The sequence below is a fragment of the Sinomicrobium kalidii genome, assembly GCF_021183825.1.
GTDB lineage: Bacteria > Bacteroidota > Bacteroidia > Flavobacteriales > Flavobacteriaceae > Sinomicrobium > Sinomicrobium kalidii.
In genome coordinates, this window is the sequence record NZ_CP089211.1 from 1760475 (window position 1) to 1784371 (window position 23897).

Genomic DNA, 23897 nt, shown 5'->3' on the forward strand with positions numbered 1-23897 from the left:
ATCTCCCTGCCATAATTTATGTGAAAATTATTTTTTAGTAACCCGGGTTCTGCTCCAGGTATCCCGGGGTATTCGATGCTCCGTCGATTGCAGATTGCGGAACGGGGAACAATCTGTGGTTTACGTTACTATCGGTCTTTTCTGTCCAGGAGTCCTCGTAGTGACCGAAACGGATCATATCCGTACGCCTTGACATTTCCCAGTAGAATTCAAAACCGCGTTCGCGATACATGATATCCAGGTTAATGGACGTAAGTGCTTCCGGAACCGGTTCACGTGCTGTTCTGGAGGTTCGTACCGTATTCACATCAGCAAGGGCACCGGCATTGTCACCGTTTCTCAGTCTGGCTTCGGCACGCATCATGTAAATTTCCGCATAACGCAACAGTACAAGGTCTACGCTACTGTAATTGTTACCATCATCGGAGGTATGGCTGAACTGGTATTTGGACACCCGGTAACCACTTGCATACCCGTTATTGGCGGTAAAATCAATTTCCAGTGTGTGGTCTACATAATATTCCATATCGGCCTCTCTTCTTTCGCCCAAGGCATAGATCCTGTATCCGCCGTCGCACGTATAAAAATTACCATCAGCATCTTTCCTCGGACCCCATGGCGTACCTCGAAGAATCCCCCGGTCGATTTCAAAATCCTCGGCAGCTACACAGATATAGCGATTCTCATCGTTTTGCGGGCTAAAGCCGGTAAGGTCTTTAAGTTCTTCGGGAACCTCAACGTTCTTCTGATAGAATCGTGCATCGGCCTCTGCGGGGTCCGTATCGCCGTAAGCATCCACCCAGGTCTGATAGAAATCCGGGGTAATCGCGGGACCATCCGTACCGTCGGCGTCCGGATATTCCGGTCTCGGAAATAACGAGCCGGACATAGACCAGTACGCCCAGCGGCTGTGGTCATTATTCAATATCCCCCTCTGGTCCAGGGCGAAGATCAGTTCCGGATTGTCATGGTTGTCATCGTTGAACAGGTCGAAATATTCAGGAGACAGGGCAAACTGACCGGAATTGATAATGTTGTCGGTATATTCGATCACCTTGTTCATGTCTTCAGTGGTAAAATCCGGTGTTCCGTAGGGATCGCGGTAAACGGCGGCATTTAAATGCAGTTTGGCCAGGAAACCCCATACGGCAGCCTGTGTCATTCTGCCAGGCCCCTTATCCGTATTAATTACATCCACTACCGCAAGGAATTCACTTTTTATATAGGCTATGGCTTCCTGCCCGCGGAGCACTTCGGAAGTTTCTGCCGCAGACTCTTTTTTGAACACCAGTCCCCAGCTGTCCAGCATCAGCATATTCAAATAGGCTCTCAGGGCTTTCATCTCATAAAGGGCCGATGCTGCTTCGGAATCTGTTTCTGCCAACGGCGTCAGGGTCTCAATGGCCAGTAATGTCCTGGAAATATTTGTGGTCAGATAATCCCAGGTCTCACCTACCAGCCCGTTACTCGGTGTAATGTTATGTGTATGTACCTCGATAAATTTACCCCCGTCATACCATTGGTCTCCTCCCCGGGCGGGTAAAATGGCCTCGTCGGAAGGAATAAGCTGCAAGCCGAAATACCGGGTATGCCTGAACGTCTGCGGAAGGAGGCCATAGGCCGGGGCAATGGAACCACTAACAGCCTCAGACTGGCCGCTCCCCGTGAGAGACTCGTCCAGCACATCCTCTTCCAGGTCGGTACAGCTCCAGCTCATTAAGAAACTGATGGTCAGTAATGCTATTATGGTCTTGTTTTTTATCTGTTTCATTTTGTTTCTGTTTTGATGGGATTAAAATGATACGTTTAGGCCAAATACAAATGTCCTGGCCCTCGGATATGTAAAGCGATCAATTCCGAATGTCTGGATGCCCCCGGATGTTGTACCGGTGTTCACTTCAGGGTCCAATCCGCTGTAATCGGTAATAACGAACAGGTTCTGACCAGTTACGCTCAAACGGATGTTCTGTATGTAATCCTTCAGGCCGAGAACATCAGGGTCCAGGTTATACCCCAGCGTAGCATTGTTCAGGCGAAGGAAATCACCGTCCTCCAGATATCGTGTAGACACCTGGTTGGTATTGTTGGTTCCTTCTCCTTCGTACTCGATGGCCTTATCCGTAGTGTTGAATGATAAGGCAAGGTTGCCTTTCGTAAAGTTCGACATGGCGGTGTGATTGTATATCTGGTTTCCTACCGCTCCGTTAAAGTTCATGCTCAGGTCAAAATCCTTATAGTAGAAATTCAGGTAAAAGGCATAGATGGCATCGGGCAGGGCTTTGCCTACAACCACACGGTCGTCATCGAGTATCTCGCCGTCACCGTTTACATCGCGGAACTCGTTAAGCCCTTGTTCATTAATACCTGTGAATTCCCGCATATAAAAAGCACCGATAGGCTCTCCGTTGATATAACCATTAATGGTAGCCCCCGTTTGCCCGGCACCTTGTGCAGCACCTGTGGTCAACACTTTGTAAGGAGAATTTTCGACCTCGTTTTTGGTGAAAGATACGTTCCCCCCGATGTTATAGGCGAAATTCCCATCAATTCTCTCACTGCGGTAATCGAGGGCAATTTCAACACCGTTGTTTTTAATCTCCATATCCGGAATGTTCGTCCAGTAGGTGGTTGTGGGCTGTATCGGGTCTGAAGGGACTACCTCCAGCAGGACATTTTCCGATACTTTGTTAAAGTAATCGAGCGTACCGGTTAACCTGTTATTGAACAACCCGAAATCCAGACCGATGTTGGTTTGAGTGGAAACTTCCCATTGGATATCCGGATTGGCCAGGCGTGAATATACGGTACCGTAAGGGTAGTCGTTCAAACTGCTTACATTGTCATCCAGCGGATAGGTATCGTTATCGGCCCGGCTGTCGGTATAACTCAGTTGTGTGATCTTGGAAGGGATCTCCTGGTTTCCGGTTTGCCCCCAGCTGGCCCTTAATTTCAGGTTGCTGAAAGGTGTGTTGTCCATGAAACTTTCCCTGCTGATGTTCCAGCCTGCCGAAACCGAAGGGAAATACCCGTATTTATTATTGGCGCCAAACTTGGATGAACCGTCTGCCCGCATGGTGGCGGTGAGCAGGTATTTGTCGGCATACCCGTAGTTGATCCTCCCGAAGAATGATTGCAATTCGTTTTTGATGGCCTCGGACGATCGTGAAGGGTTCCTCCCGGCAGCTTCAATCTGGTATCGGGGTTCAATACCGTTATCCGGAAAATTTTCGTATTCCCATGCCCTGGCCTCATAACGGGTTTGCTGGTAAGTATGCCCTACCAACATGGTTCCGTTATGGTTTCCCCGGTCCAGCTCGTAGGTCAGGTAGTTTTCAATCAGTGTATTGGTATTACTTGTGTATGCAAGTGCCAGGGATCCGATCTCGTCTTCCCTGGCGGTATAAGGCATGTTCTGCTGTTCCCGCTCGGTTGAAGAATAATCCACACCGAGGTTTAATTTATAGGTCAGCCCCTCAAATATCTCAATAGATGGTGTGATGTTTGCCAGAATCCGGTTGTTGTCGGCATAATCCCTGTACAGTTGCTCGCGAACCAGTGAATTAAACTGGTCGCCACTTAGTGTCGGCGTAGGTTCTCCGTCTGTATAGGCCGGGTATGTGGGATTGGACCGTAACATATCGGATATGATGGTAGTGGTTAAGGGTCTTTTATTTTCGGTTTTGGTTGCCGATAAATTAAATGCTACCTCAAAACGGTCGTCCAATGCTTTTTGCGACAGGTTCAGGCGCCCCGAATAACGTCTTAAATCGCTGTTTCTCAAAATACCTTCCTGGTCATCCACCCCGGCAGACCCGAAATATGAGAATTTGTCACTGCCCCCGCTCATGGAAAAGTTGACGTTTGTGGAAACCGCGGTTCTTGTAAATACATCCTGCCAATCGGTATTGGCCCCGCCATCTCTCAAATTACCACCGACACGGGTCACCTGTTCACGGAATTCATCGGCACCGAACACATCTATTTTGTTGGCCAAAGAAGAAATTGCCGTTGAAACAGACAGGTTCATTTGCGTTTTACCTGCTTTTCCTTTTTTGGTTGTAATAACCACAACCCCGTTTGCCGCCCGGGCTCCGTAGATAGCCGTAGCGGAAGCATCTTTCAGCACATCGATCTTTTCGATGTCATTCGGGTTGATAAAATTCAAAGGATTTGTGGCCACCCCGGTTTGGGTATTGTCAAGGGCAAAACCATCCACTACATAGAGCGGTGTTGTCCCCGAACGTAAACTCCCTACCCCACGGATAATGACATCCTGTGAAGCACCGGGCTCACCACTGACAACAGAAACATTTACACCGGCGACCTTTCCCTGTAGGAGCTGGCCGGGATTGGTTACGATTCCCTTGTTGAAATCTTCACTGCTCACCGATGCTATCGAACCGGTAACATCTGTCTTTTTCTGGTTTCCGTAGCCCACTACCACAACATCTTCCAGCTGGGCCACATCGGGGCTTAGCTGAACAGTGACCCGGGCACGTCCGTCAACCGCAACCTCCCGGGGTTTATAGCCCAGGTACGAAACTTCGAGGACCGCATCGTCTCCGACATCAATGGAAAAATTTCCGTCAAAATCTGTGGTTGTCCCGTTTGCAGTCCCTTTTTCAACTACGGTGGCCCCTGCTAACGGCACACCGTTTTCGTCGGTGACGACACCTGCGACTTCCTGAAATTCGACCTCCACCACTCTTTTCGGGGTTTTCGGCCTGGCCTCGACAGAAATGGTGTTATTGATCCTTCTAAAGGCAAGGTTGGCATCTTTTGCCATTAATTCCAGAACCGAGCGCAACGATACACGCCGGTAAGAGAGATCGTAGGTTTTATGCAACCGTCCTATTTTCCGGTCATATACAAACCTGAAGTCTGTCTGTGCTTCAATGTTCTTCAGCACTTCTACAACTGTAGCGTCTTCCACCGCTAAGTCGACACTGTAGCTTTCCAATTTCTGCCCTCTGACATCAGCGGCAAATACCGGGTTTAGCAATGCTAAAATAATTAGAAAGCAAAATGTATGTAATGTCAATTTGATAAATTGTTTAGTAGTTGGCAAATTCATAATTTTACATCATGTTTAATGGTTATAAGTATTTGTAATTATTGAACTGTCGGCAGTCTGTAGCCGCTCGCCAAAGTGTTAACAGGCTGCCTTTTACGTTATTGATTTTCACATCATAGGCCTTATTTGATTTTCGGTCAGGTTAGTTCTAGTTATTAATCGGTACATCTCCCTTTTATCAGGATGTTGTTGTCTTCCAGGTATTCATACTGCAATCCCTTTTTTGTGTGTACGATACTTTCCAGTACTGCTGCCAATACTTCATTGTCGTAAGTTGCGGTAAGATGGCAATCCTTTATCTTTTCGTTCTCAAAGACAAAGGTCACCCCGTACCAGCGTTCGAGCGATTCTGCTACCCCGGCCAGGGTGGTGTCTTCAAAGTGAATAATGCCGTCTTTCCATTGCAGGGCTGTTGCGATATCGATTTTCTCTTTTGATATGTGATTGGATTTTTTGTCAAAGATGCCCTGTTCGTTAGGGGCAAGGAATACTTCTTTATTTTTTGAGGCGACCCTTACTTTCCCGGTAGCCACCGTTACCGTTATTTCCCGGTGGTCGGGATACGTGTTAACATTAAATGAGGTTCCCAGGACCGTGGTATTTACCTCACCGGATCTTATAACGAAAGGTTTGTCCGGATTCTTTGCCACATTGAAAAAAGCCTCTCCGGTAAGTTCAACCTCACGGGTCCCGCCTGTAAACCTTTCGGGGAACTTGATGGTACTGCCGGAGTTCAAACGCACTTTGGTACCATCTGCCAGGGTCAGGTTCAGCTTTTGCCCCCAGTCTGTTGTTTTTACCACCCGGGGCACAGGCTGTTCTTCGGGTTTATTGTTCAACACTTTATGATAGGAGATATACCCTAACCCGAGAATCAACACCACGGAAGCTGCAATCCCCCTCCAATTTAACAATAACCTTTCCTTCTTTCGGCCGTTTATTATCTGATTATTGATGGCACCTGACAGTCTTTGTTGAATACGCTTTTTATCATTTGCATCTTTGAAGACCTTTTTTTCGTTTTTCGACAAAAGGCTACTGTCAAATTGTTCCAAAAGTGTTTCTTCTCTTTTGGTTATGGTACCGTTCAGGTACTTTTTCATCAATTTTTTAATATCATTTTCTGTCATTATACGTGCATTACAATTAGAAGTACCATAAACACGGAGTTACGCACATTGAAAAATGCAGTGTTAACAATTACTTAATGGCTGGATGATTTCTGTTAACTTTCAGGTAACGAATTGAGTTAAAATTTTTGAGTCGGGAATTGGACGGTTTCTTTTTGCCACGGGGATACACTAATGCTTTTCCCCTCGTGTATTGCGATTTAAAAAGAAAAGCGTGAAGAAAGCGAATTATGAATCATACTTAGTATGATCAAAAAAACGGAAGATATCAAAACAGGAAAAACCTGATAACGGACAGGTCTTTGCGGAGTTTGCGAAGTGCCAGCGATATCTGGTTTTCTACCGAACGCTGGGAAATATTCAGTCTTTCGGCGATTTCCTTGTTGTTGACATTACACATACGGCTCAGTCGGAAAACTTCCTGGCATCTTTTGGGCAGGCCTGAAAGGGTATCATTTATCTGTTTGGACAATTCGGTCACATCTTCTTCCAGTTCAATTTCCGAAGTGATGCAAACAGCATTTGCGGCTTCTATCTGGGTTTCGTTGAATTTTAAATCCCTTAGCGTATTATAGCATCGATAACGAATCGCCTTGTATAAATAGGATTTTATATTGCTGACTTTTATGTCTTCTCTCCGCTGCCAATAGTCGATCCAGACCTCCTGTACCAGATCTTTGGCAATAGAGTTATCCATAATAACGGAGGCGGCGTAAGTATACATGGGTTCCCACAACAGCCCGAACAAGGTGTTGAACGCCTCCCTATCCGAATTTTTGACAAGTCTGCCAAACTTCGTTATAGTGTCTTTATCGCTATGATCCTCTCTCATTGGATCGGTTTAAACCTTTTCTGATTTTTCTTTTTGAATGTATTAAGGGGAGCTCTTTAAAAGCCAGGAGGTTAAACCCTTTTACCCTGATCTTTAAAAGCTTAAACCGCTTCACGGTGTGCAAAGTACATAAAAATAAAAAGAGATATATTACGATATTGTAAATTCTCCGGTGGCCCTGTCACCTCATGTCATTTTGATTTTTGCCGGAGACAACAGCAAGCCCCAAAAGTGTATTGCCACCGAACACAAAGTGTATCAAAACCGTACAGGCACACTATTGCAACAGAACATAACCATTTGAAATAATGATATTTATATCTTTGGCACGATTATTAACCGCTAAAACACAGGGACAAATAGATTATATTGCCAAATATATTTACCGGTTATCTGTTTACCCTGACAGCAATGATAAATAGCCAAAACGGCACACCATAATCATGATTAAAAACTACTTTAAAATAGCGTGGAGGAATCTCTGGAAAGAGAAAAGTTTTACGTTAATCAATTTGATCGGCCTGTCTACGGGATTTGCCATAACATTGCTTATTGTACAGTATGCCCGGTTTGAATTGAACTATGAAAATACCCATAAAAATGCAGACGATATCGTAAGGCTTACCGTGGATTACCTGGATGGAGAATCTGTCGTAGCCCAGGATAGTGAAACTTATCCCCCATTAGGCCCTTTGATGACAAATGAACTTTCGGAAGTCGTGGATTTTACCAGAGCCTACCAGATCGGGGAACCCAAAGTAGGCGTTCTGATCGGTAACAAACAATATACTGTGGACAGGACTTATGCCGTGGACTCTTCTTTTTTTAAATTATTTACTTATCCGCTGATCCACGGCTCAGAAAAAAGACTGTTTCAGCAATCCAATGAAGCAGTGCTTACCAAAAGTACCGCATTAAAATTATTTAACAATGTGCGGATTGTCGGCAAAACCCTGAATCTTAAAAGGAATGGGAGGAATATTTTATTTAAAATTGCAGGCGTAATTCCGGACAGTCCAGCCAATACCCATTTAAAGTTCAACATGCTCCTCTCTTATCCTACCCTGTTGTCTGATCCACAAATGCAAGAATGGTATAGGGAGAAAGAAGGTAACTGGAACGGAAACAACACTTTTACTTATCTGCAACTGGCCCCTAATACCGATTATGACAAATTTTCCCGTTCCCTGGCTACTTTCAGTGAAAAACTGGAAAGAGAAAAAAAGATAACCAATGAAGTCATTATCGGCCAAAAAATAAAAGACATACACCTCCATTCCAGGAAAACCTTCGAACCGGAAATAAACGGGGATGCCAAATCCGTATACCTGCTACTGGGTGTAGCCCTGCTCATTATTGTAAGTGCGTTTGTGAACTACATAAACCTGGCCACCTCAAAAGCTCTGGACCGGGCAAAAGAAGTTGGTATCCGTAAAGTTGCGGGCTCCTCAAAAACACAGCTCAAAGTACAGTTCCTGATAGAATCACTTGTGGTCAATTTCATAGCGGCCTTACTTGCTTTTATCCTTATATGGGACGGGGAACATCAATTTATTTCCATTTCCGGTCTCCCGAAAACTTTTACTCTTTTTGGCGACCTTTATTTCTGGCTTCTGTTTATCGCATTGTTCACAACAGGCGTTTTTGTTTCCGGATTATATCCCGCATTAGTGCTTTCCTCTTTTAAGCCCGTAAAGGTATTGAAAGGAAGTTTTTCCCATTCCGGTAAAGGTGTATTATTGCGTAAAGGGCTTGTTGTATTTCAATTTACCGTTACCGTGATCCTGTTGATCCAAACTTTTACGGTGAAACAGCAACTGGATTACCTGCAAGCATTGGACAAGGGAGTAAACACAGAGCAGATCGTTGCCATAGAAACACCCTACAATAAAAACGACAAGGCTTATACTATTTTCAAACAGGAATTACTGACACAATCCTATATAAACAACGTGTCTGTTTCAGGAACTGTTCCCGGGCAGATCGGGAGTGAAATGGCGACTACAACAGGAATTAACCTTTCAGAAACCACAGAAGAGCATTATTATAATTTTTACATCACAAAAATAGATAAGGAATTTATCCCTCTAATGGAAATGCAGCTCCTGGCAGGAAGTAATTTTGATAAAAACTCCGTCACGGAAAAAAATGAAGTTATTGTTAACGAAGAAGCTATCCGGTTATGGGAACTTCCAGATCCACAATCTGCCATTGGTAAGCAAATAGATATGTGGAATGAAAAATGGACCATCCGGGGAGTATTGAAAAATTACCACCAGGAATCTCCCAAAGCGCCTTTTATTCCCATCATCCATCGCTTTAAGAACACTCTTTCAGAATTCGCCAGCATTAAATTTTCGGGAGGCCATCCTAAAGACCATATAAAAAAGGTAAAGAGTATTTATGAAAAAGTATTTCCCGGCACAGTGTTCTCCTATTTTTTCCTCGACAGTAATTATGACATGCAGTTAAAAGCCGATAAGCGTTTCCGGGATGTATTCATGATACTCACTGTACTGGCCATTATCATAGCCAGTCTCGGGTTGTACGGACTCGCTTCCTTTACGGTCCTGAAAAGACGTAAGGAAATCGGCATTCGAAAGGTCGTCGGTGCCAGCACCTCCAATGTATTGTTATTGTTGAGCAGGGATTTTATGCGAACTGTTTTAATTGCCGTATTTCTGGGAGTCCCGGTCACTTACCTGTTAGCACGGAATTGGTTGAACAACTTTGCCACGCGTATAGACATGAGCTGGTGGCTGTTTGTGCTTCCGGTACTTTTTGTATTTGTTCTCGTAATTATAGCCGTTGGCATTAAAACCATAAAAACGGCTGTTACGAATCCTGTACAAAGCCTGAGAAACGAATGATAGTTTAGCTTAAATTTTGTTTAGTTTTAAGTAGGTTGTTACGTTGCCGGGTGATGAGGTTATACAGCACAATAACTGATAAAGTAACCCGGCAACAAAGACAACCAAAACACCCGAAAAAATGATCAGAAATTATTTTAAAATAGCGTGGAGGAATCTCCGCAAAAGAAAAAGTGTGGCATTGATCAATATCCTGGGACTGGCCCTGGGTTTTGGCTGTGCTATTCTTATTTTCCTGTTCGTACAATTTCATTTGACTTTTGATAATTTTCACGGAGATTCGGACAGGATATACAGACTGGTGACCGAGATGCATTCAGACGGCATCAAATACAGGCCAACTGTTCCCCCCGGTTTACCTAATGTTTTTAAGAATGATTACAATTATGCAGAAAAAGTAGTTAAAGCAGTAGTTTATGGTAAACAACTGATTAGTCCCGAATCGGGAGAATCTGCTTATCGCTTTAAAGAAGATGTCACTTTTGTAGGACCTGACTTCTTCCAAATATTTAACTTCCCGCTCTACAATGGGAATTTTTCAGATCAACTGTCGGCACCGAATACTGCTATTATAACCCGGGAAATGGCAAAAAAAATGTTTGGTGATGGCAATCCCATCAACCGTACATTTGTAATGGAGAATAAAGAGACTATCCGGGTTACGGGAATATTGGAAAATTTACCCAAAAACACCCTGATCACCTCTCAGGTTTTTATTTCCTCTAAAACACTTCCCAAATATAACACCTGGCTTTCCGGCGATTCCTGGAGTGGCCTAAGTGGCAATTTAAGATGTTATACATTGTTAAGGTCTAATCAAAATCTTTTACAAATAGAACAAAAGATGGAAGAATGGTCTTCCAAGTACAGGCCCAATTCTGAAAACAGTAAACACTATTATAAATTACAACCGCTCCACCAAATCCATTTCGAACCGCGCTATGGAGACGGTATCAATGTAAAATTGCTCTGGATCTTGGGGGCTATCGGCTTTTTCCTTATCCTTATCGCCTGTATTAACTTTATAAATATTTCTGCTGCCCAATCTGTCTATCGTTCCAGGGAAATCGGAGTAAGAAAAGCACTGGGAAGTTTTAAAGACCAGCTTTTCAGACAGTTTTTGATCGAAACATTCCTAATTACTTTTGTTGCCTTGATCATCGGATTAGGGTTAAGCATCCTTTTCTTGCCCTTCTTTAACAATACCTTTAATCTATCCCTTTCTGCAAACGGCTTATTGAATTTCAGGTTTGTTGGTTTTATAACCATACTTCTCACAAGTGTTGCCTTTCTGGCCGGAAGTTATCCCGGAATTATCCTTGCCAGGATAGCTCCCGTACTCGCCTTGAAAAGAAAACTCACACAAAGGGATGCCGGGGGATCACTTATCCGAAAAATACTGGTAACCACTCAGTTTGCAATTTCCATAATTTTGATCATTGCCACACTGGTCATCGGAAAGCAAATTCAATACGCCATAAATACCGATTTAGGCTATGATTCTACTGCAATTGTTATGGTTGACCTCCCCAAAGATATAGAACCCTTTAAACTAAATGCCCTAAAAAACAAAATTGCCCAATCCGCCAATATAAAACACATATCTGCTTGCATGACAAGTCCCGGAGCCCCAATAACAGACTGGGGAACAGGAGTTAAACTCAGCAAAAAGCCGGAGGAAGAAGATTTCTTAATCCAGGCAAAAATGGCTGATAAAGATTATCTGAACACTTTTGATATTCAACTGGCTGCCGGCAGAAATTTTACTGAAAAAGATTCCGTAAGTGAAGTACTTGTCAACGAAACTTTTGTCAGGAAAGTAGGGATGAATTCTCCTGAAGAATTATTAGGTAAACCTATAAATATCAGTGGTGATTTTATCCAGGGGCGCATTGTAGGCGTAGTGAAAGACTTTCACGACCGGGATTTTGAAAAAACCATCAGCCCCGTATTTATAGCTCAGGTGCCCCACAATAAAAGCAGGTATAGAGAATTGGGCATCAAAATTAACAAAACAAATACGAGGAAGACTCTCAAATATATCGAACAACAATGGGCATTCTATTTCCCCGATTTTATTTTTGAATACGACTTCCTGGACAATCGCGTAGCCGCAATGTACAAATCCGAACAGCAGTTCCTGGCGCTGACCAGACTGTTTTCCCTCCTGGCCATCTTTATCGGCGGTCTGGGCATCTATGGCCTGGTCTCCTTTTTTGTCGCCCAGAAAACCAAAGAGGTCGGTATTCGGAAGGTTTTGGGTAGCAATGTTATCGACATCCTCGGACTGTTCTCCAAAGATTTTTTCAAACTGATAGGCATAGCGGGCCTTATAGCTTCACCTATCGCCTGGTATTTTATGAATGACTGGTTACAAAATTATACCTACAGGACACAGATCAACTGGTGGGTCTTTGTACTACCCATAGGTTGCATCCTGATTCTAACCCTACTTATTGTCAGTTACAAAGGGTATAAGGCGGCCACTGCAAACCCGGTAAAATCATTAAGAACGGAATAATTGTCAACCTACAAAAAACAAAACTCTCATACACACTGGTGTTATGAGGTTTTTTGTGGAGATGACGGGACTACATTCGAACATCTCATTCCTTTTTTGATGTTCTTGGATAGTCTCGAAATATCTTGATCAATAATTTAAAATATCACTGAACACCAATAACTCAGAACTCAAAGTACATCGTATACCAAATTCGACAGAACAAATTACGATTTGGTTTCTTTTATGCCCGAATTGGAAAAATGTACAACATTGAATTCATTCTCAACCTTCATAATACTTTCTGTTTTTGTCCGTATCAACTTAAAGCAAGAATACCGAACCCTAAAAAACAGGAGAATTATCGGTTCTATAATTTCTCTGAACTTATTTCATTGTATAAAAAGGGCTTAATTTGCGATAATGACATTAATATCCCTGCTCTCCAAAGATTTCACAACGCCGGGCGGCACATTGGAATCCGTAACTATATAGTGCACCTGCTCCAGGCCACACACCTTGCCCAGCCCTCTTTTACCAAATTTTGAGCTGTCGGCCAGCACCACCAGGATCTGTGCCGACTCAATCATCTTTTTATTCAACGTAGCTTCAGCCAGGTTGGTTATAGACAGGCCGAAATCGAGATCTATTCCGTCTACCCCTAAAAACAGGATACCTGAAGAAATCTCTTCCAGGGTACTTTCCGCAGTAGTCCCTGCAACCGAGGAAGAATTGGGGCGGATGATACCACCGAGCTGGACAATCTCTATATTGGGCCGGCTACACAGGGCCAGAGTAACTTTTACCGCCGGAGTTATAACCGTGAGCTGTTTTTCAGGATGCAGCATATTGGCAAAGGTATACACCGTTGTCCCCGACCCGATAATGATCGAATCGTTGTCTTTAATAAGATCTAATGCCACTTTGCCGATCTTCTGTTTGGCTTCAGCATTGATATGTTCTTTTTCGTCAATAGTCCGTTCATTCATGTACGGATTACTCATAGAAGCTCCGCCATGTGTCCGGAACAGTAATTTCTTATCTTCCAGTAATTTAAGGTCTTTTCTTATCGTAACCCCCGAAACATTCAGCAAAGCACTGAGATCATTGATCTTCACCCTGCCCTCTTCCTTTAGTTTCTGAAGAATCATTTCATGTCTGTCGGTTATATCCATACTTCTCATTTTAAACGGTTGATTTAATATAAAATTAATAATTATTACAAAAGGTTTCACAAAGACGAAAAAACTAATTTTAAATTAACATTGCGCCTCCATCCGGACGGAACTCCTAACGATTAATTAACTTTCAAATTTATTTTATTAATGTTTTATTTAATTTAAAATTTAAAAACAATAACTTTCATTATGTTAAATTATGTTATTTTTAATTTTATTTCTTTACTTTGCTACAATTAAAGACAAATATACATGTCTTTTTGAAACCAGGGATATAACATTATATCCGACCAAAAGTCCAACCAAAACACAGCATTATGAAAAACAAACCGACAATTCCATTCCGTAAAGCAAAGGACATATTATATCTTCTGCTTTTGCCTTTGGCAATGATCCTGATGACAGGCTGTAATGATTCCGGCACCGGCGACGATGGCGAACCGGATATCAGTAGTGAAGAAATGCTCACCGTCAGTTCCGCTAATACCTTTTTCCAGATTGTCGTCCTCCCGGACACACAGTATTACACCTCGCTGAAACACGGAGGCACCATGAATATGTTCCGGGAACAGATCGCCTGGATACGCCGCAACAGGGAAACTTCCAAAATTGCCTATGTCGTTCACCTGGGCGATGTCGTGGACCACGGCAGTACGGACAACGACGTGGAATGGCAGCGTGCGGCAACGGAACTCTACAAGCTGGAAGACGATAATATCCCTTATGGCATAGCCGTGGGTAATCACGACCAGTCGCCTTACGGGAACCCGTCCTCCCCGGGGACGGCAAGTGGTTACGGCGTTTATTTCGGGAGAAACCGGATGGAAAACTTTTCCTGGTACGGCGGTGCACAGGGCAGTTCCAACAATAACGACAATCATTATGACATTTTTACGGCAGCGGGCCAATCCTTCCTCGTTATTTACCTGGAATTCAACTCTCCCGGCCAGGAGTTCTACAGTACCAATCGCGAAACCATTGTGATGGACTGGGCAGACCAGGTGATATTAAACCATCCCAATCACAAAGTGATCGTAGTGAGCCACAGCCTGCTCCGGAAACCTTCCGGGAGCAATAGTGACACCCGCGACGGGCAGGGAGACAACAGCGTGCAAAGTTCTTTTTCCAACCAGGGGGAGATCATCTATGACAGGATGAAACACCACAGCAATGTATTCCTGATGCTGGGCGGACACGTTTCGGGTGAAGGTTTTCGCAGAGACGAATACAACGGCAATGTCATCAAATCCTATCTTTCCGATTATCAATCGAGGAGAGATCCTCCCTACACACAAAACGACCGGAACGGCGGAAACGGACTCATGCGCATCATGAGATTCGACATCGCCGATGAAACCCTGGGTATACGCACTTTTGCTCCCAGACAGGGGCCCAATATCCTGGAAGAGGATGAAGACAGCAAATTCACGACCTCTTTATATAATTAATACCAGGATCTACATAAATAACCAAAACACAACTAGCTAATAAAACCAGAACTATGAAAAAAACTATGAAAATCTCTTTCATGTTCCTTCTATGCCTGTTCGCTCTGCCGGGATTTGCACAGGAGCGCATAATAACCGGAAATGTAACAGACGAAGAAGGCGTGCCGCTACCCGGAGTAGCTGTTCTCATCAAGAGCACCTCCACGGGGACCGCCACCGATTTTGACGGTAATTTTTCCCTGAAAATACCCGAAAATGATACTACACTGGTATTTTCCTTTCTGGGATATACCAAACAGGAAGTAACCGTTGGTGAAAGTCCGGAAATAACTGTTTCTTTGACCCCGGACCTCACCTCCCTGAATGAAGTCGTTGTGGTAGGCTTTGGTAAACAGAAAAAAGTAAACCTCACCGGTTCGGTTTCCGAGATCTCAGACCAGAATATTTCCAACCGACCTGTCGGGCAGGCATCTGCTGCATTACAGGGTTTGGCTCCCGGTGTAACGGTAAGTCAATCATCAGGTAGACCCGGCGGTGATGCCGGCACCATACGTATCAGGGGGGTCGGAACCTTAAGCAGTGCCAATCCCCTGGTCATTATAGATGGTGTTGAAGGTGACCTTAATAATTTAGACCCGAATATGATAGCATCGATCTCCGTGTTGAAAGATGCAGCTTCGGCCTCAATATACGGTTCGAGAGCAGCCAACGGGGTGATCCTTGTCACTACAAAACGTTCTGAGGACGACGGACTTGCCATAAACTACAAAGGATATGTAGGCTGGCAGGAGCCTACGAACCTTCCCGATATGGTAGATGCCGTTGACCATATGAGGCTCACCAATGTAGCCTATGTAAATACAGGCAGAGAACCGTTGTATCCGGAAGAACTGATTCAGAATTATATTGCAGACGGAGGAGTAGATACGGATACCTATCCCGATACGGATTGGCAAAAAGAAGTCCTTACCGGATCGGGCCTGATGAACAGCCATTTCCTGACGCTCAGCGGTGGTGGCGGTAAGGTCAGGTTTATGACCTCTTTCGGTTATTTTGATCAAAAAGGGATTATTGAAAACTCGGGTTTTACCCGTTTAACCCTTAGAAATAATATGGATATCAAATTTTCCGAAAAATTTGATCTGAGTATCGATCTGCAACTCTTGTCAAAAGTAACTGAAGAACCGGGGCGAAGCACTTCAAGTGTATTCCACTGGATGAACCGGATTCCGGCAAACCAGCCGGGAATAAATTTGGACGGATCCTACGGTGAAGGGTGGAACGGGGCCAATCCCATTGCCTTTAGCAAGGAAGGCGGCCTTCGGAAAAACAGCAGTTATCCCAGGATACAGCTCAATTCCACTTTTAACTACAGGCCGGTCAATGACCTGGAACTTTCATTAACCATAGCCCCGAGGTTCGCAGAATACAGCAATGATGAGTTTTACGGTTCCATAGACACCTACCATCCCGACGGGACAGTAGCCAATACCTCTCCGGCCAGAAGTACATTAACGAGAGAGGTCAGCAGGTCGCTTTACAATAACCTCCGGGCAACGGCAACTTATGAGAAAGCCTTCGGCGATCATAACTTCAAAGTTTTGCTGGGGGCATCGCGGGAGGATTATCAAAATAAATACCTTTCTGCTTCCAGGGATGATTTTCCGCTACCGGAATATCCGGTATTAGATACGGGGTCTGCCGAAAACCAGCAGAATTCGGGAAACGAATCGGAATGGGCCCTGCAATCCTTCTTCGGGAGAATAAATTACGATTACAAACAAAAGTATCTGCTGGAAATAAATAGTCGTTATGACGGTTCATCACGGTTTTCCAAGGGTAATAAATACGGCTTTTTCCCTTCGCTGTCTGCCGGCTGGAGAATTTCAGAAGAAAGCTTTATGAAGCCTTTAAAAAATACGCTGACCGAATTGAAATTAAGAGGGTCCTGGGGACTGTTAGGTAACCAGGATATAGGAAACTACCCTTTTACGACTTCTATTGCCATCGGCACTTATAGTTTTAACAAACAAATTGTGAATATGGCGGCTTTGAATACGATGGCCAATTCCGAAATATCATGGGAAACCACCGAAATGATAGATGTAGGTATCGATTTTACACTGTTCTCCAAACTGTCTGTTACGGCAGATTATTATTCCCGGGAAACCAGGGACATTCTGTACGACCTCAACATTCCGCTGACCATAGGCTTGGCAGCACCCACTCAAAATGCAGGTGTGGTGACAAATAAGGGCTGGGAAGTTGGTGTAACCTACCGGGAAGCCATCGACGATTTCCATTTTGATATCAACTTTAACATCTCTGACGTTACAAATAGGGTGGTGGATTTACGCGGTGTAAACCGTACTGGGCTGACCGTAAGCAGGGAAGGCCACTCCATAAATTCCATCTGGGGCCTGGAATCCCTGGGCCTGTTCCAGTCGGAAGAGGAAATAGAGAACCATGCCACCCAATTCGGAAATGTTGCCCCCGGCGACATCAAATACAGGGATCAGAACGGTGACGGTATAATTAATGACGATGATAATGTGATCATTGGCAGCACGATTCCCAGGTATACCTTCGGGGCCATTTTAAACGCCGCTTATAAAGGATTCGATTTTAATGTTGTTATTCAAGGGGTAGGTAAAGCTGATGGATATTTGTATCAACAAGGCATCATGCCCTTTTTTAACGGTGGCACGGTACAGGAACAGCACAAGGATTACTGGACACCGGAAAATACCGATGCCGCATTTCCCCGTCTCACCATTAGCGAGGCGAACAATGAAAAGAACTCGAGCTTTTGGGTGAAAGATGCTTCTTACGCACGTTTAAAGAACATCCAGATAGGTTATACCCTTCCCCGACAAATTTCGACTAGGATAGGAGCAAATAAGATCAGGCTGTATGCTACAGGCCAGAATTTGTTCACCATCGATAACTTTTGGAAGGGATATGATGTGGAAGCCCCGGTAGGCAGAGGGGACGTATACCCACAGGTAAAAGTTTACAATATAGGTTTAGATATTAATTTTTAAAGAGGGATGAAAATGTTTAAAAAAATACAACTTTGGTTTTTTGCAGTTTGCCTGGGGGCTTGCCTGGCAGCTTGCAGCGATGGATATCTGGATAAATATCCGTTGAACGGACCATCTTCGGAAACTTTTTATTCTAACGAAGATGAATTGATGATGGGATTGTTTGGCGCTTACAAAGCCTTGAACTTTAATCCAAAGTCAAGTCGTCCCTGGCCCGTAATCCTGGATGTCACAACAGATCTTAGCTGGAACAGGAGCAATCATCAGATGCAGCATATAGGAAACGGCAGCCATGAGAGTGACAATGGTTCTGTCCTCATATTCTGGAGAGAATTTTACCAGGCGATAGGCAGGGCCAATTTTCTTTTGGATAATATCGATCAGCTAAAAGATCAGATTTCTGCTGAAACTTATAACCAGACACAGGCTGAGGCACGTTTTATACGAGCACTAAGCTACCACTATTTAATTGAACTCTTTGGCGATGTTCCCTTAATAACCGCTCCCCAGACCATCGAAGAGGCCCAGGTGCCCAGAGCCCCTAAAAACGAAGTAGCAGAGTTTGTAATACAGGAAATGACAGAAGCAGCTATGGATCTGCCGGTAAGGCACGGCGATGATGCCTATCATGGCAGGGCCACAAAGGGAGCCGCTTTGGCAATAAAAGCAAGAACAGCTCTTTACAATGAGAAATGGGATGTTGCCGCTGCCGCAGCAAAAGAGGTGATGGACCTGGATTATGAATTGCACGGCGATTTCGGAGCGCTTTTTACCTATGACGGGCAGACTTCTGATGAGATCATATTTTCACTACAATATTTACGGGGGGTCATGACCCATGCAACAGCCAATTACCTGACATCCCGCTTAGCCGGTGGGGTCTCCAATGAAGTCCCGTCACAAACCGTTGTGGACTCCTATGAAGCCATCGACGGGCTTTCCATTGATAAATCTGAAGTATACGATCCGGAGAAACCCTTTGAGAACCGCGACCCGCGTTTGCATGAAACCGTGGTCCTCCCGGGATCTGTCTTATTCGGATACCAGTTTGAAACCCATAACGACAGCACTGAGATCTGGAATTACAACACCAATCCGCCTACGAGAATTAAAAATATTGATGCCTCTCATGCCTATGCGACATACACGGGATATTTGTGGAGAAAATATACGGATATTAAAGATATGCCCGACGATACAAATTCAGAAATTAATATCATCCTGATACGCTATGCCGAAGTTCTCCTTATTTATGCCGAAGCGAAAATTGAAGCGGGAGAACTGGATGATTCGGTATATGATGCCATTAACCAGGTAAGGCAAAGGCCGGGTGTTGACATGCCACCTATAGAATCGGGTAAGACCCAACAAGAATTGCGTTCCATAGTCCGTAAGGAACGTAAATACGAATTGGCCAACGAAGGGCTCAGGCTATTTGATATACGGCGTTGGAAAATTGCCGAAGATGTGATGCCGGGACCATTTCTGGGGAGGATCCCCGATGAATTTCTAAGTAGCGCACCTGAGATCGACGCGTATGGGACCCCCGACTATTCCAATGTATCAAATGGCTCCGACCTCAGGCATGTGGAAACCAGGAATTTTAATCCGTCAAGGGATTATTTATTCCCGATCCCCAATATAGATGTTCTGACCAATGAAGCATTGGAGCAAAACCCCGGCTATTAAACTTAACGACAGATATGTTATGTCTTAAGTCAAAAAGAATGATGAATACATAAACAAAACATGTACACTATAGATATTGTCGTATTGGTCATATACCTTATAGGCCTCATCGGGATGGGAAGTATTTTTTCCCGCCTGAAAAATACCAGCGAAATGTTCGCTGCGGCCGGAAAGTCACCCTGGTGGCTCTCCGGTCTCTCGTCGTTTATGACCACTTTTTCCGCAGGGACCTTTGTTGTCTGGGGAGGCATCGCCTACCGTTTCGGCATGGTGAGCGTTTCCATTCTCATGGTAATAGGCATCGCTGCCCTGTTCGCCGGATGGTTCCTGGCCTCCAGATGGAAAAAATTCGGGTATACTTCTGCTGCAGAATTTCTCAACGACCGCTTCGGAAGGTCCCTGGTGCACTTCTATACCCTGTTGCAGGGACTCGTAGGCCTCTTTACCATGGGCGGGGCCGTCTATGCCCTGGCCGTGGTGATCACAGCACTGGTCCCCCTGTCCGAAGGGCATCTTCTTGCCAACCCTGAAACCGGATATCTTTCGGTTACTTTTACGTCACTGGCACTTTGCGCCCTGGTGATCCTTATCACTTTCGGGGGCGGGCTATGGGCAGTGCTGATGACGGATGCCCTGCAATTTATCATCCTCTCGGCTTCTGTGCTCATCGTAGTCCCCCTGATCCTGGCCAAAATAGGGGGACCTTCGGAATTGTTCCGTTCGGCCCCGGACGGCTTTACCGAATTGGTCAATAGTGAGTTCTCCTGGTATTTTCTCATAGGGTGGAGCGTAGTTTTTTTCTTTAAGATCGGAGGTGAATGGGCATACGTTCAACGGTTTGTATGTGTCCCGAACAGTAAAGATGCCCAAAAGGCAACCTATCTCTTCGGCATCCTTTACATTGTAAGCCCTTTTATATGGATGATCCCTCCTATGGCCTACCGTATTCTCAATCCCGATGCAGACTATGAACAGGCTTATATCCTGGCCAGCCAGGAAGTCCTTCCGGCGGGTATGCTCGGACTGATGATCGCCGCCATGTGTTCGGCAACAGCCAGTATGGCCACCACTCAGCTCAATGTCTTTGCCGGAGCGTTTACCACGGAATTTTACCAGCGTATTTTCCGCCCTGCTGCCACTGACGGGGAACTCGTAAAAGCCGGCCGCGTCTTTACGCTGTTTCTCGGGGGGATCATCATAGCCGGGGCGTTGCTCATCCCCGCCCTGGGCACTTATACCGGCTATATCCTGGCCTCTGTAGCTATACTTACCGGCCCCCTTGTACTACCGACCATCTGGGGACTGTACTCCAGGAAAATAGGTATCCGTACCGCATGGGCAGTTACCATAATAAGTATTGTATTCGGGCTGACCATAAAGATCGGCTTTCAACAAGACGGATTCCTTACCGGATTCTCCGCCCTCTCCGGTATGGCCTCTGCCATACAGGTCCATGAACGCCTGACAGAAGTTATTGTGGGAACCCTGTTACCACTGCTACTCCTGGCCGTATGCGAGGCTTTCAGCAAGGAAATTTACCCCGGATGGAACAAAGTACAGCACAACCGGGAAACATATACAGAAGGCTTCTCGTCAAATGCTTCGGCCCTGCCTGCCAGGTTATGTGCATGGTCTTCCATTATCGTAGCCATACTTATGGCACTGATAGCCCTGCTGGGTGACGAAAAAGGGATGCTGGTACTATCCTTCAGCATAGGCCTTGCGCTTTTGGGCGCAACCATACTCTGGTATCAAAAAAAGAAAAATAAGTACAACATCATAATTTCAGACGAACGAACTAAATAGTACATCATGAAGTACATCACGGAAAAAGGAAAAAAGACCCCCGTAAGAACAGAAGCAGATATCATCGTCGTAGGCGGCGGGCCTTCCGGAATTACAGCCGCGCAGGCCGCTGCGGAAGATGGCCTGAAGGTTATCCTCGTGGAAAACCGCAGCTTCCTGGGCGGGAACATGACCATAGGCCTGCCCGTCCTCGGGTTTCTCGGGCAAAAAGGAAACCAGATCATCAAGGGGCTCCCCCAGAAGTTCATCGACAGACTGGCCGAACAGGATGCAGCCAGCGAACACCGTCCCTGCCCGCTGCATATGAGCATTACCCTGGTAGAGCCTGAAGCCGTTAAAAATACCGCACTGGAAATGCTCCTCGAAAGCGGGGTCGAGGTATTGCTGTACACCTATTTTGTCGATGCTGTCGTTGAAAATGACCGGATAAAAGGGATCGTCATAGAGAGCAAAGCAGGAAGAGAAGCCATTCTGGCCGAAACGGTCATCGATTGCAGTGGTGATGCCGACGTAGCTTACCGGGCAGGTGTCCCCTGCGAAAAGGGAAATGAAAAAGGCGGGATGCAACCCCCTACCCTGATGTTCTGTATGAGCGGCGTGGATACCGAAAAGCTCCGCATGAGCATCGCCAATGAGCACCGTACCTACCTTACCGATTTTATACCCGCAGAATATTTCGGGCAAAACCATCAGTTTATCGTAGTAGGATTACGCGGCCTGATGAACAAGGCCCGCAACGAGGGATTTACGCTCAACACGGAAAGGACCATTATTATAACAGGCCTCCGTAAAGGCGAAGTATGGATCAACATGTCCAGCGTGCACGGCGTAGACGGTACAAAACCGGAAGACCTGACCCATGGTGAGGTAAAGGGCCGGGAACAGATCAAAGATATTCAGAAATACCTCATGGCATACGTGCCGGGGTTTGAAAAGGCTTTCTTTACCAAAATGGCCCCGTTCCTCGGTATCCGGGAAACCCGGAGGATCGTAGGGAAATATGTAATGACCAGCAAAGACGTCCTGGAGTGCAGGCGGTTCGACGACGCCATCGCCGTAGCCAGCTATCCGCTGGACCTTCACCATCCGCACGACGGCGGCTGTACCCTGACCTGGTGCGGGGATTGCTATGATATCCCCTACGCCTCCCTCGTGCCGCAACGTATTGAAAATCTGTTGGTAGCGGGAAGGGCCATCTCCACTACGCACGAAGCCATGTCTGCCATACGCGTAATGGCACCCTGCATGGCCATGGGAGAAGCTGCCGGAAGGGCGGCAAGGCTGGCCATTCGCAACGAGATATTGCCTTCCGCCCTGGATGTTCGCCTCGTACAAAAAGAACTCCTCGAAAAAGGGGCTTACCTGAATGAAGAAATCGCCTTAAACCGACAAGAATTATGAGACCAGACAGTACCCAAAATAAAGTCCGGAACTGCCTACTATCGGGCATCTTCTTCCTGATGTTTTGTGCTTTTTCGATGGCACAGGAAAACAAGGCATCCCTTAAGGTCATAAGTGCCAATATCCGTGTAGCACTTTCCCGGGACAAAGAAAAAGGACATGGGTGGGACAGCAGAAAAGACCTGCTTTTCGATATTCTGAAAAGCCACCAACCGGACATCATTTGCCTCCAGGAGGTACTCGAAGTCCAGAACAGCGATCTTAAAGATGCTTTTCCCGGTTTTACGGCCCTCGGTTTTGAAGGCCCGGAAATGGATGCCCATCAGGACGGGGAATATCACGGGATTGCCAAAAACCCCATTATGTTTTCCAGGGAAAAGTACGAACTGATCTCAGCCGGGACTTACTGGTTGTCCGAGACTCCCCAGTTAGGCGGCACAAAGTCATGGAACACAGCCAGGGCGAGGCACGTGAACTGGGTCCGGTTAAAAGATCGGGCTACGAACAGGGAATTCCGGGTCCTGAATACCCATTTGGATCATGTTTCCAGCGAAGCGCGTAAACGGCAGGTTTCCATGATCGTCGAAGAAGGTGATCAATACCCGGAGGATTTTCCACAGCTCCTGACGGGCGATTTCAATGCAGATATAAAGTCTGCCCCCATTGATATGGTCAAAACCAGATGGATAGACAGCTATGCCGAAGTTCACGGTGAAGAAGACCCCGGGCATACGGTACACGGATTTAAGGGAAGGGAGTACGGAAAGAATTCCAATAAAAAGCATAAAGGCAAAGTGGATTTTATCTTTTACAGAGGCCCTGTGAAGGCCAGGTCCGCAAAGGTTATCAGAGACAATCGCAATGGAGTCTATCCCAGCGACCACTATTTTGTATCGGTCGAATTAGCCCTTTAAAAAGATATTTA

Annotated in this window: 13 protein-coding genes; 8 read left to right on the forward strand and 5 right to left on the reverse strand. The window is 45.4% G+C overall.

Annotated features, from left to right (window positions below; translation table 11 throughout):
• Positions 1-34: 34 nt before the first annotated feature.
• From LS482_RS07100 to LS482_RS07115, 4 genes are all read right to left on the reverse strand, one after another.
• A complete protein-coding gene (locus tag LS482_RS07100) occupies positions 35-1771 on the reverse strand; it encodes a RagB/SusD family nutrient uptake outer membrane protein (protein ID WP_233031069.1) in 1737 nt (578 codons plus the stop codon).
• Positions 1772-1792: 21 nt separating this feature from the next.
• A complete protein-coding gene (locus LS482_RS07105) occupies positions 1793-5002 on the reverse strand; it encodes a SusC/RagA family TonB-linked outer membrane protein (RefSeq protein WP_233031071.1) in 3210 nt (1069 codons plus the stop codon).
• 227 nt (positions 5003-5229) lie between these two features.
• Positions 5230-6177, reverse strand: coding sequence for a FecR family protein (locus LS482_RS07110; protein ID WP_233031075.1), 948 nt, complete (start codon positions 6175-6177; stop codon positions 5230-5232).
• Positions 6178-6472: 295 nt separating this feature from the next.
• Entirely contained in the window at positions 6473-7036 is a 564-nt protein-coding gene (locus LS482_RS07115) for an RNA polymerase sigma-70 factor (RefSeq protein ID WP_233031076.1), read from the reverse strand.
• A gap of 443 nt (positions 7037-7479) precedes the next feature.
• On the opposite strand from LS482_RS07115, the gene LS482_RS07120 reads away from it, so the two are divergent.
• Positions 7480-9906 carry an ABC transporter permease gene (locus LS482_RS07120; RefSeq protein WP_233031077.1) on the forward strand — a complete coding sequence of 809 codons (2427 nt, stop codon included), beginning with the start codon at positions 7480-7482 and terminating at the stop codon, positions 9904-9906.
• Positions 9907-10027: 121 nt separating this feature from the next.
• On the forward strand, positions 10028-12427 hold the full coding sequence (locus LS482_RS07125; RefSeq protein WP_233031079.1) for an ABC transporter permease: 2400 nt from the start codon (positions 10028-10030) through the stop codon (positions 12425-12427).
• 389 nt (positions 12428-12816) lie between these two features.
• Here LS482_RS07125 and LS482_RS07130 read toward each other — a convergent pair whose 3' ends face one another.
• Entirely contained in the window at positions 12817-13581 is a 765-nt protein-coding gene (locus LS482_RS07130; protein WP_233031081.1) for a DeoR/GlpR family DNA-binding transcription regulator, read from the reverse strand.
• 320 nt (positions 13582-13901) lie between these two features.
• On the opposite strand from LS482_RS07130, the gene LS482_RS07135 reads away from it, so the two are divergent.
• Genes LS482_RS07135 through LS482_RS07160 form a run of 6 tightly spaced genes read left to right on the forward strand, consistent with a single transcriptional unit; the run spans position 13902 to position 23886 of the window.
• Positions 13902-15032 carry a metallophosphoesterase gene (locus tag LS482_RS07135; RefSeq protein ID WP_233031083.1) on the forward strand — a complete coding sequence of 377 codons (1131 nt, stop codon included), beginning with the start codon at positions 13902-13904 and terminating at the stop codon, positions 15030-15032.
• Between the two features lie 53 nt (positions 15033-15085).
• The gene (locus tag LS482_RS07140; protein WP_233031088.1) at positions 15086-18076 is read left to right on the forward strand and encodes a SusC/RagA family TonB-linked outer membrane protein; all 2991 of its coding nucleotides are present in this window, start codon (positions 15086-15088) and stop codon (positions 18074-18076) included.
• Positions 18077-18088: 12 nt separating this feature from the next.
• A complete protein-coding gene (locus LS482_RS07145) occupies positions 18089-19765 on the forward strand; it encodes a RagB/SusD family nutrient uptake outer membrane protein (protein ID WP_233031089.1) in 1677 nt (558 codons plus the stop codon).
• A gap of 60 nt (positions 19766-19825) precedes the next feature.
• The gene (locus LS482_RS07150) at positions 19826-21571 is read left to right on the forward strand and encodes a sodium:solute symporter family transporter (protein WP_233031090.1); all 1746 of its coding nucleotides are present in this window, start codon (positions 19826-19828) and stop codon (positions 21569-21571) included.
• 6 nt (positions 21572-21577) lie between these two features.
• The gene (locus tag LS482_RS07155) at positions 21578-22972 is read left to right on the forward strand and encodes an FAD-dependent oxidoreductase (protein ID WP_233031091.1); all 1395 of its coding nucleotides are present in this window, start codon (positions 21578-21580) and stop codon (positions 22970-22972) included.
• Entirely contained in the window at positions 22969-23886 is a 918-nt protein-coding gene (locus tag LS482_RS07160; protein WP_233031092.1) for an endonuclease/exonuclease/phosphatase family protein, read from the forward strand. The genes LS482_RS07155 and LS482_RS07160 overlap by 4 nt, the downstream gene beginning before the upstream one ends.
• Positions 23887-23897 lie beyond the last annotated feature (11 nt).